At 45.7% G+C, this 15472-nt stretch carries 11 protein-coding genes; 5 read left to right on the top strand and 6 right to left on the bottom strand.

Translation table 11 applies throughout. The features are described from left to right. Positions 1 to 61: 61 nt before the first annotated feature. From DPF91_RS16720 to DPF91_RS16695, 6 genes are all read right to left on the bottom strand, one after another. Positions 62 to 1144: a glycerol dehydrogenase gene (locus DPF91_RS16720; protein WP_117235587.1), complete on the bottom strand. Its 1083-nt coding sequence runs from the start codon at positions 1142 to 1144 to the stop codon at positions 62 to 64. A 102-nt stretch (positions 1145 to 1246) separates the two neighbouring features. Further along, positions 1247 to 2869, bottom strand: a complete 1623-nt coding sequence (locus tag DPF91_RS16715) for a dihydroxyacetone kinase subunit DhaK (protein ID WP_117235586.1) — start codon at positions 2867 to 2869, stop codon at positions 1247 to 1249. Positions 2870 to 2998: 129 nt separating this feature from the next. After that, complete coding sequence (gene uxuA, locus DPF91_RS16710; protein ID WP_117235585.1) at positions 2999 to 4183, bottom strand: mannonate dehydratase; 1185 nt, start codon at positions 4181 to 4183, stop codon at positions 2999 to 3001. A 106-nt stretch (positions 4184 to 4289) separates the two neighbouring features. Continuing rightward, positions 4290 to 5042, bottom strand: a complete 753-nt coding sequence (locus DPF91_RS16705; protein WP_117235584.1) for an FCD domain-containing protein — start codon at positions 5040 to 5042, stop codon at positions 4290 to 4292. Between the two features lie 86 nt (positions 5043 to 5128). Then, positions 5129 to 6922: a glycoside hydrolase family 2 protein gene (locus DPF91_RS16700; protein ID WP_117235583.1), complete on the bottom strand. Its 1794-nt coding sequence runs from the start codon at positions 6920 to 6922 to the stop codon at positions 5129 to 5131. 57 nt (positions 6923 to 6979) lie between these two features. Continuing rightward, entirely contained in the window at positions 6980 to 7966 is a 987-nt protein-coding gene (locus DPF91_RS16695) for a TRAP transporter substrate-binding protein (protein WP_117235582.1), read from the bottom strand. A gap of 310 nt (positions 7967 to 8276) precedes the next feature. Here DPF91_RS16695 and DPF91_RS16690 point away from each other — a divergent pair, with 310 nt between their 5' ends. The 5 genes from DPF91_RS16690 (at position 8277) to uxaC (ending at position 15472) form a co-directional block, all read left to right on the top strand. After that, complete coding sequence (locus DPF91_RS16690; RefSeq protein ID WP_117235581.1) at positions 8277 to 8768, top strand: TRAP transporter small permease; 492 nt, start codon at positions 8277 to 8279, stop codon at positions 8766 to 8768. Positions 8769 to 8798: 30 nt separating this feature from the next. Beyond that, positions 8799 to 10100, top strand: coding sequence for a TRAP transporter large permease (locus DPF91_RS16685; protein WP_117235580.1), 1302 nt, complete (start codon positions 8799 to 8801; stop codon positions 10098 to 10100). Between the two features lie 84 nt (positions 10101 to 10184). Next, positions 10185 to 12581: a glycoside hydrolase family 31 protein gene (locus DPF91_RS16680; RefSeq protein ID WP_117235579.1), complete on the top strand. Its 2397-nt coding sequence runs from the start codon at positions 10185 to 10187 to the stop codon at positions 12579 to 12581. Between the two features lie 11 nt (positions 12582 to 12592). Further along, a complete protein-coding gene (locus DPF91_RS16675; protein ID WP_117235578.1) occupies positions 12593 to 14056 on the top strand; it encodes a fructuronate reductase in 1464 nt (487 codons plus the stop codon). A gap of 12 nt (positions 14057 to 14068) precedes the next feature. Next, positions 14069 to 15472, top strand: a complete 1404-nt coding sequence (uxaC, locus tag DPF91_RS16670; RefSeq protein ID WP_117235577.1) for a glucuronate isomerase — start codon at positions 14069 to 14071, stop codon at positions 15470 to 15472.

Genomic DNA, 15472 nt, shown 5'->3' with positions numbered 1-15472 from the left:
AGCCTAAATAGCAAAAGAGAGCCGATTGGCTCTCTTTTCGTTTACAACCTAAAGCGAGGGCTTATTGACCCATAGTATGCGCTGTTAGAATTGCTGCATACACAGACTTCGCCGTCACTGGGAAAGGCATGTTATGAATCGTCTCACCTTCAGCACAAGAAGCTTCTGCCACTTCCATTAGCTTGTCATGGTTTAGCTCTTTCACGCCCATGTCGTGTAGGTTTGTTGGTAGGCCAACAGCGCGACAGAAGTTAAGCACTTCTTCAATCTCTTCTTTCGGTGCATTCTCAAGCACAAGCTGTGTTAGCGTACCAAATGCTACCTTCTCACCGTGTAGTAGGTGGTGGCACTCTTCAAGCTTAGTTAGACCATTGTGGATTGCGTGTGCCGCTGCTAGACCTGAGCTTTCAAAGCCAATACCTGATAGATATGTGTTTGCTTCGATGATGTTTTCAACCGCTTTAGTTGAAACCTTGTTTTCTACTGCTGACTTCGCTTTTTCACCGTCAGCAATCAGCGTTTCATAACATAGCTTCGCTAGTGCTTGAGCTGAACGAGTTGGTGCGCCCCCCGCCATTGTCGCTTTGCCTGATAGACCATTTGCGCGCGCTTCAAAATAAGTAGACAGTGCATCACCCATACCCGCAACCAATGTACGAACAGGTGCTGCAGCGATGATACCTGTATCCATGATGACCATATTCGGGTTAGCAGGGAATAGTAGGTACTCACTGAACTCACCTTCTGGCGTGTAGATAACAGCCAGAGCTGAAGTTGGTGCGTCTGTAGAAGCGATTGTAGGAACAATCACAACAGGCAACTTAGTGTAGAATGCGATAGCTTTTGCTGTATCTAGCGTTTTACCACCACCGATACCGATGATTACATCATTTTGAGCCGCATTACATACTTCGATTAGACGTTCGATCTCTGGGCGAGAACACTCACCAGCGAACTTATCAAAATTTACTTCTAGACCTTCACCAACAATGCTTGTTTCAACGCGGTCACGAACCAAGCCCATCACGAAGTCATCTGCAATCGCCAGTGGTTTCTTACCAAAAACAGATACGTATTTGCCGATGTTGTCGATTGCGCCTTCACCTTGGATGTATTTGCTTGGTGAGATGATGATGTTATCCATGTTCTTTTCCTATAATTCTTTTGTTTCGTTCTTTATTGTTATTTTGATTGCGGTCTTTTGCTGTTTACTGAAGCGAAAGACCGCTTATTCGTTGCTAATTACTTAGAATTGGCTGAATACAGTTTCTACCGCGAATGCGCCTGGATCTTTAGTGCCAGATAGGCTGTCGCTATTTAGGTATGAAGAACGACCCGCGTTTGCGTTGGTCATCTCTACCGTAGATTCTGCACCTGCTTTCGCTGCGGCAATCGCTGCAACAAAACCTTCAGCAGCCCATGCTTCTAGCGCAGGGTGAAGCGCATCAATCATCGTGCGGTCGCCCGGCTTAGCACCGCCGTAAGCCATCATCTGACCTAGACCTGCTTGAAGCGCTTGAGCAAGAGAACCGTTTTGTTCGTAATCACGACCAGCTGCGGTGAACATGATTGAAAGTAGAACGCCAGAAGAACCGCCCATTACTGAGGTTAGGCAGTCTGCAACCGTCGTCAGCAGTTTCGCTTTATCTTGTAGAGGAAGCGCATTTGCATCCAGTTGAGCAAGTACCTTACGAGCACCCGCAGCGAAGGTAGAACCGGTATCACCATCACCCACAATAGAATCAAGGTGGTTTAGTTCACCTTCGATGTCGATGATTGCACTACAAACCTTGCGTAAAACCAGCGCCGTTTCTTCGTCATGAGATGGCTCAAACTCTTTCTTCGCAATGTGGTTTTCACACTTGGTTACTGGGATTTCACGACGAGCTACCGCTCCTGGCCATGCTTCTGTTTCAACTTCAGAAGTAAGAGCCTTCGTGATTTCATCCGTTAACTGGATTGCAGAAATCGAGAAGCCTTTCATATCAATCGCAGTCATCAAAGCACCGCTTACGATGAACTTAGCTTGTTTGCCAAGATCTGATTCCATCACTTCTTTAGCTACGATGTTCATCTCAATTGGAGATAGCCCACCTAGGTTGTTGAGCAAAATTGCATTGTCTGTCGTTGGTTTCGCTTCCAACAGCTTACTTACCATTGTGGTAACCAACTCTTTCGCTTGTGGAAGATCGATGGTTTCAATACCCGCTTCACCATGAATACCAAGACCGAGCTCCGCTTTACCTTGAGCGATACGATCATTGCTTTCACCCGGTAGAGAACAGCTTGTAAGCGCAACACCAATGGATGCCGTCTTGTCACTTGCTTCAACCGCAGCTTGTTTCACTTCTTCTAGAGAACCTCCGTTCTCAGCAACGTAGCCCGCTACTTTCTGAACAAACAAAGTACCTGCGATACCACGAGGTTGTGGGTTACCTGGAATCGAAATGTCATCACCAACCACAATCAGGTCAACCTTACGGCCCATCTCTTTTGCCTTTTCAACAGCAAGACCAAAGTTTAGGCGGTCACCCGTGTAGTTTTTGATAATAACCAGACAGCCTGCATCACCCGTCACATGAAGGATTGCGTTTAGAACAGCATCAACACTTGGTGCAGCGAATAGGTCGCCACAAACTGCTGCAGTCAGCATGCCTTTACCAACAAAACCTGCGTGCGCTGGCTCGTGACCAGAGCCACCACCACAAATAAGCGCCACTTTATCTTTGTTCCAGTCGTTACGAGCAACCACTTTAATATCGTTTTCAAAGTCTAGAAGCGTTAGGTTTTCACGTTGAGCGCTGTAAAGCGTGCCTTGGATAGAGTCGATTACGAAAGACTCTTTATTATTTAAAATAAGATCAGACATTTTATTTCCAGATTTTCTTTAGGCGTAAGGGAACAGAGACTGATTAATATTATTAACAGTCTTATTTATATTTTATTTTTGAGATAAAAATGGCGAGACAACGGTGTTATCTCGCCAATATTTTAGAGATTACTTGTTATAAAAAGTTCTTGATAGCGCGAGTTCAACACCGCGAATTTCAGCAAGACCTTTTAGACGACCAATACAAGAGTAACCAGGGTTGGTTTGCTTCTTCAGGTCATCAATCATTTGGTGACCATGGTCTGGACGCATTGGGATAAGGCGAGTTTCACCTTCATCTTTACGGCGGTTCTCTTCTTTAAGCAGCGCGTTGATCACGTTGTACATGTCAACATCACCCTCTAGGTGAGCCGCTTCATGGAAGCTCATTGGGTTCTCTTCACGCTGAGTAGAACGTAGGTGAGTAAAGTAGATACGATCGCCGTACGTTTCAATCATGTTCACAAGGTCGTTATCACCACGAACACCGTAAGAGCCAGTACACATAGTGATACCGTTCATCTTGCTTGGTACTGCCGTTGTTAGTGCCTCGATATCTTCAATCGTTGATACGATACGTGGCAAACCAAGGATAGGACGCGGTGGATCGTCCGGGTGAACAGCAAGCTTAAGACCGTACTGGTCACACACTGGCATCAACTCTTCTAGGAACAGTACCATGTGCTCACGCAGCTTCGCTTTATCAATACCCTTGTAGGTGTCTAGGCGAGCTTGGAATTCTTCTAGCGTATAGCCTTCCTCTGCACCTGGCAGACCAGCAATGATGTTTGCTGTTAGCTTGTCGATCTCTGCCTGAGTCATTGACTCAAAACGGTCACGCGCTTCTTCTTGCTCTTTCTCTGTGTACTCAGCCTTCGCACCAGGGCGCTTCAGGATGTACAGTTCAAATGCAGCGAACTCGATCTGGTCAAAGCGTAGCGCTTTTGAACCATCTTCTAATTCATATTCAAGATCAGTACGAGTCCAATCAAGTACCGGCATGAAGTTATAACAAACCGTATCCACACCGCACTCTGCTAGGTTGATCAGAGACTGTTTGTAGTTCTCGATCCACTGAGCATAGTTACCAGAGCGAGTTTTAATTTCTTCGTGTACAGGAACACTCTCAACTACTGACCAAACAAACCCTTTCGCTTCGATGATATCTTTGCGCTTTTGGATCTCTTCTTTTGTCCAAACTTCACCGTTTGGAATATGGTGAAGGGCATTAACAATACCCGTTGCGCCTGCTTGTTTAATATCGTCTAGAGATACTGGGTCATTTGGACCGTACCAACGCCAAGTCTGTTCCATATTTATTTACCTATTGTTAGACACGACTGGTCTGTAGCGAACAATTTCTTATTCACTAGTTTCAATCTTTAATTAAGTGTTCTTATTATTTAAATGCTATTTAATATTATCGGAATAAGAATCCATCAAATTGAGGATCATCCACATCAGACAAATCAAATAATGTTTGTTTTACATTTTCAAGATGCTGCCACATCGCTTTACGTGCACCTTCTGGGTCACGGCGTTGTAGTGCTCTTAATATAACCTCATGGTCTTCCAACCAAGCTGTTCGATAATTGAGATCCGTAATACGAGCATGCAATTGACGCCACATTGAGCTTTCGTCTCGGCGAGCCCAAAGGTCTTGAACAATATCACTGAGTACACTGTTCTGTGAGGCTTCTGCAATGGTCAGATGGAACATCTCATCACCGTCGTAATCACCATGACCGGTTTCTAATTGTTGACGCTCTGTATCCAAAGCATCACGCAGTCTAGAGATATCATTCTTGGTGACATTTAGTGCAGCAAAGCTAGCAATCTGGCTTTCTAGAACTTGGCGAGCTTGCAACAATTCAAAAGGGCCAATGTCTGAAGAGTTGCGACTATTGTTCGCTTCGGGGCCAACAGGCGCATTTGCCACTGTCTCGTTGCGCACATAAACACCGGAGCCTTTACGCACTTCAACCAAGCCTTGAAGCTCAAGCATAATGATGGCTTCACGAACCACTGAGCGGCTGACATTCATCTCTTCTGCGATATCACGCTCTGGTGGCAAGCGATCTCCCACCTTAAACTCACCCGACCTAATTCGTTCATGCAGCGCAAGACCGATTTCTTGGTAGAGGCGTTTTGGTGTTGAGATTGCAATATTCATGAGTACATCTTCGTTTAGGTTTGAGTTTATCTTAACAGCGAATCTTAATTGGTCAACCAATTGGTTGACCAATTGTGAGGTAGGTCTTATCGCTCTTGCATTAACTTTTTATAGAAGTCCGCCAATAGGTAAAAAGAGGTCTTCTTAGTGAACTTATCATTGGAAATAAGGCCTTTACGATTCCAGCCAAGTTGGAACATGTTTTGGCGTCGCTCGACACGGAATTCGTACATAATCCACGGCGATATCCCTTTTATATAGTCCAGTCGCTGTAGGTATTCAATCTGCTTTTGGTAGACCTCTGTCATGTAAGCTTCGCTAAAGAAGCCCGTTTTCGGAGCGCCTTCGCCAATAAAGCCATCGGCTCCTGTTTCTGAGATCACCACTGGTTTACCAGGATTTGAGTTCTCACCAATCTCAATCAGCTCATCAAACACCTCTTCATACCAACCGTAATACTCGTTGATACCAATAACATCAAGGTGTTCTGCAAGACGATCTTCAATTTTATTCTTGGCGTGGTTGACCAAACAAGCGGCGGAAACTAAACGACAAGGGTCGTTCTCACGTGCCACGTTAACCAAATTCGACATGAAGTTAAGGCGAGCATCTGTGTCAGCATTTTCGTTACCTACCGACCACATAATAATACTTGCTCGGTTTCTGTCACGCTTAATCATCTCAAGTAGCTGATTTTCAGCATCGTCGTACGTCGCTGGGTTTTCGAAGTCAATCGCCCAATACACAGGGATCTCAGCCCAAATCAAGAAACCCATCTCATCGGCCATCTTGGTTGCCAATTCATGATGAGTATAGTGCGCAAAGCGCATGTAGTTACAGTTCAGCTCTTTGGCATGCTGGAAGCGGCGCTTCAAGTCTTCTGGTGTCACCACTTTACCCAGAGTTTTATCATCCTCATGCACACTGATACCACGCAGGAAGGTGTTGACACCATTGACGTAAATATCAGTACCGATCACCTCGACCTGGCGGAAGCCGACGCGGTCGCTCACACTGTCCTTACCGTAAGTAGCGGTAATATCATAGAGTTTTGGACTTTCCGGAGACCATAACTCTGGGGAAACCATGATATCTGCACTCGCTTTACCATTATCCACGGTTAGCACTTGCTTGATACCAAGCTCATCTATCGAAAATTCAACTTCCGTTAGACTCCCCTCAACCTCAATGTCGACATGAACCTGGTTATACTCACTATTCGGTACAAGATAGACATGAAGGTCACGCAGCACTTCTGTTGGCGTTCGTACAATTTCAATATCGCGGTAGATACCACCATAGTTAAACCAATCAGTATTGCGCATTGGTACGCGATCAAGAGTACGAGTGTTGTTTACACAACACATGATCCAGTTGCGTCCAGGCTTAAGCTTGCCAGTAAATTCAGCGAAAAACGGGGTAGAACCACCATAGTGGTTACCAATAAATTCGCCGTTTAAAAATACCTTACAGTCATATTGTGCAGCGCCCACGCGCAAGAAAATACGTTCATCTTGCTCTTTTTCGTTATAGTCCCAAGCTTTGGTATACCAAGCGCTGCCCTCAAAGAAGTACCACTTCTCTTTTTGCATCTGCCAATTAGAAGGAACAGGCGTCGTCTCGCCTACGTATGGGTCATAATCCCAGGGTTCGGTGCGTTCCTCCGCCGGCATTGGCGTCATCTCATACCAGCGTTGGCGCAGGCCTGTATCCAATAGGTCTACAGCAAAATTCCAATGGCCATTCAGTGACTCTGTAGCACGGTCACCCATGAACAACATATTGTTATGATTTAGGTTTTGTAGGTTGAAAGGCACGTCATATTGCTCGTCGTGCAGACAATTTATTGCATTTTCAGCCAACTCAGAACGTTCTAACATCTTTATTACTCCCAAAAAAAAGAGCGCATCAATGCGCTCTTTCGTTAATCTCTGTGATTATTGTGCTAGTGCGTCGATGCCACGAACATACTCAGCAATTGCTGGGTTCTCTAATGCTGCATCGTGCATTGGTTTCACTGCGTCAACAAATGGTTGTTTCTCAACAGCAACGAACTTAACGTCCATTGATTTCTGAGCTTTCTCAACCGCTTTGTCCGTCATTTCAGTCCACAGGTCTTTGTGGTACATCATTGACTCTTTCGCCGCTTTCTTCAGAGCTTGTTGGTATTCATCACCTAGGTCATCCCAAACTTTAGAACTGATAACCAGTACGTCAGGAATCATAGTGTGCTCATCTTGGCTGAATACTTTAGATACTTCACCATGACGAGAGTTAGTTAGTGCTGTTGGGTTGTTCTCTGCACCATCTACTACACCTTGTTGTAGAGCAGTGTATAGCTCACCGTATGATAGTGGCGTTGGTGCACCACCCATAAGCTTAATCATTTCAACCGCTGTAGGGCTTGGTTGAACGCGAATCTTTAGGCCTTTTAGATCTTCAGGAGAAGTAATCTCTTTGTTTGCGTAGAAGCTACGAGAACCTGCATCGTAGTACGTTAGACCCACGAAGCCTTTGTCGTAAGAAGCAGCTAGGATTTTCTCACCAACTTCACCTGTCATTGCACGGTAGTAGTGATCACGGTCGCGGAAGATGTAAGGGATATTGAATGCGCCGTAAGCCGGTTCAAATGACTCCATTTCACTCGCGTTAGATTTAGCAATGTGTAGAGCACCGTTTTGTAGTAGTTCCATTGACTCACGCTGAGTACCTAATTGACCGTTAGGGTAGATACGGATGCGAACTTCGCCATCAGTGTATTCTTTCACTTGGTCAGCCATGTATTGCATTGACTTGTGTACAGGGTGGTTACGATCTTGGTTGTGGCTAAGCTTAAGCGTCGTTGCTGCTGATGCTGCAAAGCTGGTTGATGCGACTAGTGCGCAAGTCATCGCAGTGCTTAATACTTTTTTATTCCAACGCATATTCGTTCTCCATGATTTGTTTCAAGTAATTGGTAATTGTTAAATCTCGGTTAACCAATTTTAATTGATACCGAGTTATTATTGAGTACCCATCCAATCTGAACCAATTTTGTTCAATTCACAAGGTCACATTACCAATTGGTTGACCAATGTCATACTTTCACCGTTAAAATTGGCCTGACCAATATTTATGTGACTCCTATCACGCGCTAATTGACAAGTCTGTGTTTAAATCCGTTCAACTTAAAGAATTATCCCCTTTTATATATCACTCATGACGAACTATATATTTCGTCACCTAGGAGACTTTATGAATAAGCTCATTACGATAATGAATAAAGTGCTTTCTTTATTCTGTATCTCTCTGAGTAGTGTTTTGGTTGCTTGCGTTGTTTGGCAGGTGTTTTCTCGTTACGTACTCAATATTCCGAGCACCATGACCGATGAAGTAGCCCGCTTTCTGTTTATCTGGGTAGGTCTAATGGGCGCAGCTTATACGCTAGGTCAAAAGCGTCACCTAGCGATTGACCTACTTGCTATGAAGATGGAACACGACAAAGCAAAACATGAAAAACTAAGGCTTGTCATCAATGCCATCAGCATGGTTTTCGCTTCCGTAATCCTGACATACGGTGGTGGCAAACTAATGCTTAAAACTCTCGCAACCGGTCAAGTTTCACCTGCTCTTGGAATAGAGATGGGCTTTATATATGCCGCTATTCCATTAAGTGGTGTCTTCATGATGATTTATTTAATCAAAGACATCATGGACAACCTTTCTAATTTAAAAAATCCAGCTTAATCCTAAGAATAATAAATAAGGAATATCACCGTGGAATGGCAAGTCATTATTGTACTATTTGGTAGTTTCTTCCTCTTTTTAGGGTTAGGTGTACCAATTTCATTTGCGATCGGTATCGCATCCCTACTTACTATTATGCTTTCTCTGCCATTTGATGCAGCGATTGCGGTTATTTCGCAAAAAATGGCATCGGGTCTAGATAGCTTTGCGCTACTAGCAATCCCGTTCTTCATCCTTGCGGGTAACATCATGAACCAAGGCGGTATCGCACTTCGTCTTATTGAATTCGCTAAAGTTCTTGGTGGTCGTCTACCGGGTTCACTGGCTCACGTAAACGTTCTAGCAAACATGATGTTTGGTGCAATCTCTGGTTCAGCGGTAGCATCAGCAGCGGCTGTAGGTGGCACAATGGCGCCACTACAGAAAAAAGAAGGTTACGACGAGTCTTACTCTGCAGCCGTGAACATCACGTCTTGTCCTACTGGTCTATTGATTCCACCAAGTAACACTTTCATCGTTTACTCGCTAATCTCTGGTGGTACATCAATCGGTGCACTATTCCTTGGTGGTTACATCCCTGGCCTACTGATGGGTCTAAGCCTAATGATCGTTGCGGGCATCATCGCCAAACGTCGTGGCTACCCTGTTTCACCAAAACCAAGCGGCTCTGAAGTACTAAAGAAAACTTGGGATGCACTGCCAAGCTTGAGCTTAATCGTCGTCATCATGGGCGGTATCATTGGTGGTATCTTCACTGCAACAGAAGCATCGGCTATCGCTGTGGTATACACACTGCTACTCGCTGTCGTGTTCTACCGTGAGGTAACGATTAAGCAGCTACCATCTATCATCCTAGAGTCTGTGGTAACCACTTCTATCGTTCTACTGCTGATTGGCGCATCCATGGGTATGTCTTGGGCAATGGCAAACGCTGATATCCCATACATGATCAGTGACGCACTACTGGCTGTTTCTGAAAACCCAATCATCATCCTACTGATTATCAACATTATCTTATTGATCGTTGGTATCTTCATGGACATGACTCCAGCGCTACTGATTTTCACTCCTATCTTCCTGCCAATCGCAATGGACCTAGGTATGGACCCAGTACACTTCGGTATCATGATGACATTCAACCTAGCAATCGGTATCTGTACTCCACCTGTAGGCTCTGCACTATTTATCGGTTGTTCAGTTGCAAAGGTGAAGATCGACAAAGTTATCAAACCTCTACTGCCATTCTATGCGGTATTGGTACTGGCGCTGATGCTGGTGACTTTCATCCCACAAATCAGCCTTACACTACCTCAGCTATTCCTAGGCTACTAAATCGCCTAGCAGACATAACGTTACCCAAATAAATAAAACAGAGAGCCCTTAGAAATGGGCTCTCTCATTCGACAGGAATTCACAATGAAAAGCCTTAGAAACTGGACCTTCAACCAGCAAGACAATAACGAAATCATCCTGAATGTGGATGAAAAGCACGCATTGCACCTGTTCGTGCTGGAGACAAACCTGATTCGTGTACTTATCAAGCGTAAAAACGAGCTTCGCCTAGATCGCACTTGGATGATTGCTCCTGACGGCCAAGATGTACCTTGGGAAGGTCGCGACCGTATGTCTACAGAAGGTTTCTCTCTTCCTAGCTTCGAGCTAACTCACAACGAAGAGCAACTGGTTGTTGAAACAGAAGAACTGCGCCTAACGCTCAACCAACCACTTTGGATGGAATGGGAACACAAAGTAAACGGCGAGTGGCTACCACTGACTAAAGACCGCAAAACAGGCGCTTACCAACTAGGCGTGACTGAACCAGGCATCAGCCACTTCATGAACCGTGGTGATGACGAATACTACTACGGACTAGGCGAGAAGACGGGTAACCTAAACCGTGAAGGTCGTCGCTTTGAAATGCGCAACCTAGACGCGATGGGCTACGATGCAAGCTCAACAGATCCTCTATACAAGCACGTTCCTTTCTACATTACTAAAACCAACACTGACGAAAGTGCAGCATCTTTTGGTGTGTTCTACGATAACCTTGCGAGCTGCTGGTTCGATCTAGGTAACGAGCTAGATAACTACCACATCAAATACCGTAGCTACCGCGCTGAAGATGGCGATCTAGATCTGTACTTCATGTACGGTGATAGCATTAAGAACGTTACCAAACAATTTGTTCGCCTAACTGGTGGTACAGCATTTGGTCCTAAATGGAGCCTTGGCTACAGCGGTTCTACCATGCAATACACCGACGCGCCAAACTCTCAAGAGTTACTTGAAGGCTTTGTTGACCAATGTGAAGACAACGGTATCCCTTGTGATTCATTCCAGCTTTCTTCTGGTTACACATCAATTGGTGACCTACGCTACGTGTTCAACTGGAACTACGACAAAGTGCCAAATCCAAATGCGATGGCAGACCACTTCCACAACAATGGTCTAAAACTGGCTGCAAACATTAAGCCTTGTCTACTGCACAGCCACCCACGCTTTGAAGAAGTAAAAGAGAAAGGTCTATTCATCAAAGACTCTGAATACGATCAACCAGAAAACTCTGTATTCTGGGATTCAGATGGCTCACACCTAGACTTCACAAACCCAGACACAGTGAAATGGTGGCAAGACAACGTTAAAGAGCAACTGCTAGACAAAGGCATCGACTCAACGTGGAACGACAACAATGAATACGAAATTTGGGACAAAGGCGCTCGCTGCTTTGGTTTCGGTAAAGAAATCCCAGTTAGCCTAATTCGTCCTCTGCAACCTCTTCTAATGATGCGTGCATCGTACGAAGCGCAAGTAGAGTACGCTCCAGAGATTCGTCCGTACTTAATCTCTCGTTCTGGTTGCCCAGGCATGAACCGCTACGTTCAAACTTGGAGTGGTGATAACCGCACTAACTGGACGAGCTTGAAGTACAACATCAAGATGGGTCTGGGTATGAGCCTATCTGGTCTATACAACCTAGGTCACGATGTGGGTGGTTTCTCTGGTGAAAAGCCGGATCCAGAGCTGTTCGCACGTTGGGTACAAAATGGCGTAATGAACCCTCGTTTCACTATCCACTCTTGGAATGACGACGGCAGCGTAAACGAACCGTGGATGCACCCAACCGTGACTCCAATTATTCGTGACGCAATGAAGATTCGTTACCAGCTTCTTCCATACATCTACGATTCGTTATACCAAGCACACGCTCACGACGAGCCAATGCTGCGTCCAACGTTCCTAGATCATGAGCACGATGAAAACACATTCGTTGAGAATGATGACTACCTACTAGGTAAAGATCTACTGGTTGCATCAGTGGTTGAAGAAGGTCAGCGTGAGCGTGAGGTTTACCTACCAAACAACCAAAACGGTTGGTACGACTACTACACAGGTCAATGGTACAGCGCAGGCAGCACAGTAACGGTTGATGCTCCACTTGAACGCATCCCTCTTCTAGCTCGTGCAGGTTCTATCATCCCTACAAGTGAGCGTATTGCGAATGCAGATGCGAAGAAAGATAACCGTCGCGGTCTGAACATTTACCCAATTCAAGGTGTGGGCAGCAGTTCATGCAGCCTATTCGATGATGATGGTGAGACAAATGGTTACCAATCTGGTGAGCACATCACACTAGACATCAAAATGACATGTGATAACAGCACAATTGAGCTAAGCATCACTCGTACAGGTGACTTTAAACCCGCTTACGATGCACTGACACTAAGCCTTCCTCAAGGTGAAACTCGTCAGCTAATCATCAATGGTGAAACATACCAAAACGGTATGGCTTTCCCTCTAACAGCAGCGAAATAAGGAACTGATTCATGACAAACATTAGCAATCAAACGCTTAACGAATCTGTAAGCCAACCAACTTACGATCGTTCAAAGCTAAAATCTCGAATCGTTCACCTAGGGTTTGGCGCGTTCCATCGCGCCCACCAAGGTCTTTTTACTGATGAAGTTGCACGTAAATCAGAGAGTGACTGGGGTATTTGTGAAGTAAACCTGTTCGGCGGTGAAGACCTAATCACGTCACTGCGTGAGCAAAACCACCTATACACAGTTGCTGAAAAGGGTGCTGAGTCGACGGATGTAAAGGTGATTGGTTCAGTCAATGAATCTCTACATCCAAGCTTTGACGGCATTGAGGCTGTGATCGAAAAGATGGCTGAGCCACAAGTGGCTATCGTTTCAATGACTATCACGGAAAAAGGCTACTGTGCAGACCCTGCAACGGGTCTGCTAGACAAGAACAACCCACTGGTTGTTGCAGACCTAGAAAACCCAACTCAGCCAAAATCGGCTCTGGGTTACATCGTTCAGGCTCTAAAAGTACGTCGTGAGCGTGGCCTAACACCATTCACAGTGATGTCTTGCGACAATGTTCAAGAGAACGGTCACGTAGCAAAAGCAGCAATTCTTGAATTCGCTAAACTGCTTGATGCAGAGCTAGGTGCTTGGATTGAAGCAAATGTGACGTTCCCATGTACTATGGTTGACCGAATTGTTCCAGCTGCAACAGAAGAAACACTGAACGAAATCACTGAGCTACTGGGTGTTCAAGACCCATGTGGCATCGCATGTGAACCATTCCGTCAGTGGGTAATTGAAGATAACTTCGTTGCTGGTCGCCCTGATTGGAACATCGCAGGCGCAGAATTTGTTGCTGACGTAGTGCCATATGAAGAAATGAAACTTCGCATGCTAAACGGTAGTCACTCTTTCCTTGCTTACCTTGGTTACCTTGGTGGTTACGCACACATCTCAGACACAATGACTGACGAAGGCTACCGCAAAGCAGCATTCGACATGATGATGAAGGCTCAAGCACCGTCTCTTAGCATGCCAGAAGGTACAGATCTGGAAGGCTACGCGAAACTACTGATCGACCGCTTCACCAATCCAAGCCTGAAGCACAAAACATGGCAAATCGCGATGGATGGCAGCCAGAAGATCCCTCAGCGTATGGGCGGCAGCTTACGTTTCCACCTAGAGCAAGGCTCTGACTTCAAATGGCTTGCAGCAGGTATTGCTGGTTGGATGCGTTACGTATCAGCCGTTGATGAGCAAGGTAACGAGATTGATGTTCGTGACCCAATGGCAGATCAATTAAAAGCAGTATGTGATGAGCACGGTCAGAACGTATCCGTTGTTCCTGCACTACTGGCTATCGAAGCGATCTTTGCTCCTGAAATTGGCCAAAACCCACAAGTTATCGACGCGGTGAGCTCTGCGTATCAATCTCTGATTGAAAACGGTGCTCGTGCAACTGTTGCTGCACTTTAAGAGGAAAAAGAAATGAAAGATTTTCTATGTGATGACTTCTTACTAAGCAATGAGACGGCTCGCCGTCTCTACCATGAGCACGCAAAAGATAAGCCTATCTTTGATTACCACTGCCACCTAAACCCGGCAGAAGTCGCTCAGAATCGTCAGTTTGAAAACATGAGTCAAATCTGGCTAGAAGGCGATCACTACAAATGGCGTGGCATGCGTTCGGCAGGTATTGAAGAACGCCTAATCACGGGTGATGCAAGCGAGTACGAGAAATTCCAAGCGTGGGCGAAAACCGTTCCAATGACACTGGGCAACCCTCTATTCCACTGGACGCACCTAGAGCTTCGCCGTCCATTCGGCATCACTAACAAACTGCTTAACCCGGAAACGGCTGATAGCATTTGGCATGAATGCAACGAGCTTTTACAAACACCTGAATTCTCTGCACGCGGCATCATGAAACAGATGAACGTAGTGATGGCGGGAACGACCGATGACCCTATCGACACATTAGAACATCATGCTGCCATTGCCGAAGATGAGAGCTTTGATGTTGAAGTACTACCGAGCTGGCGTCCAGATAAAGCATTCAAGATTGAACTGGATGGCTTTGCTGATTACATGACACTACTGGGGCAAGCAGCGGATATTGAAATTACCAACTTTGATTCCCTGCTTCACGCTCTAGACAAGCGCCTAGCGCACTTTGATGCTCATGGCTGTCGTGCGGCAGACCACGGTATCGAAGTGGTTCGCTACGCAGAAGTACCATCAGAGCAGGCTCTGGATAGCCTAATCACTCGCCGCCTAAACGGTGAGGTGCTATCAGAAACAGAGTGTGCGCAATTCTCTACAGCCGTTCAAGTTTGGCTTGGTAAGCGCTACGCGAAACTGGGTTGGGTGATGCAGCTACACATTGGTGCTCAGCGCAATAACAACACTCGCATGTTCAAACTACTTGGTGCAGACGCAGGTTTCGATTCAATCAGCGACCGTACATTTGCATTCGAACTAGCTCATCTTCTTGATGACATGGACAAGACGAACGAGCTACCAAAGACCATTCTTTACTGCCTAAACCCTCGTGACAACGAGATGATGGCAACCATGATTGGTAACTTCCAAGGTGGTGGCATCGCAGGCAAGATTCAGTTTGGTTCAGGTTGGTGGTTCAACGACCAAAAAGACGGTATGCAACGCCAAATGGAGCAACTGTCTCAACTAGGTCTGCTAAGCCAATTCGTGGGTATGTTGACTGACTCGCGCAGCTTCCTATCGTACACGCGCCATGAGTACTTCCGCCGAATCCTATGTGACATGATTGGCCGCTGGGCAGAAAATGGTGAAGTGCCAAATGATATGTCTCTGCTTGGTCCAATGGTAGAAGATATCTGCTTCAACAACGCCAAGCGTTACTTCGCGTAA

This window comes from Vibrio maerlii (assembly GCF_003415655.1).
Taxonomy (GTDB): domain Bacteria; phylum Pseudomonadota; class Gammaproteobacteria; order Enterobacterales; family Vibrionaceae; genus Vibrio; species Vibrio maerlii.
This window is presented reverse-complemented; position numbering and strand designations above follow the sequence as displayed.

Bases quoted from the DNA above. Each gene is read 5' to 3' on its own strand.
- DPF91_RS16720 (WP_117235587.1), bottom strand. From the start codon at position 1,144: ATGGATAACATCATCATCTCACCAAGCAAATACATCCAAGGTGAAGGC.
- DPF91_RS16715 (WP_117235586.1), bottom strand. From the start codon at position 2,869: ATGTCTGATCTTATTTTAAATAATAAAGAGTCTTTCGTAATCGACTCT.
- uxuA (WP_117235585.1), bottom strand. From the start codon at position 4,183: ATGGAACAGACTTGGCGTTGGTACGGTCCAAATGACCCAGTATCTCTA.
- DPF91_RS16705 (WP_117235584.1), bottom strand. From the start codon at position 5,042: ATGAATATTGCAATCTCAACACCAAAACGCCTCTACCAAGAAATCGGT.
- DPF91_RS16700 (WP_117235583.1), bottom strand. From the start codon at position 6,922: ATGTTAGAACGTTCTGAGTTGGCTGAAAATGCAATAAATTGTCTGCAC.
- DPF91_RS16695 (WP_117235582.1), bottom strand. From the start codon at position 7,966: ATGCGTTGGAATAAAAAAGTATTAAGCACTGCGATGACTTGCGCACTA.
- DPF91_RS16690 (WP_117235581.1), top strand. From the start codon at position 8,277: ATGAATAAGCTCATTACGATAATGAATAAAGTGCTTTCTTTATTCTGT.
- DPF91_RS16680 (WP_117235579.1), top strand. From the start codon at position 10,185: ATGAAAAGCCTTAGAAACTGGACCTTCAACCAGCAAGACAATAACGAA.
- DPF91_RS16675 (WP_117235578.1), top strand. From the start codon at position 12,593: ATGACAAACATTAGCAATCAAACGCTTAACGAATCTGTAAGCCAACCA.
- uxaC (WP_117235577.1), top strand. From the start codon at position 14,069: ATGAAAGATTTTCTATGTGATGACTTCTTACTAAGCAATGAGACGGCT.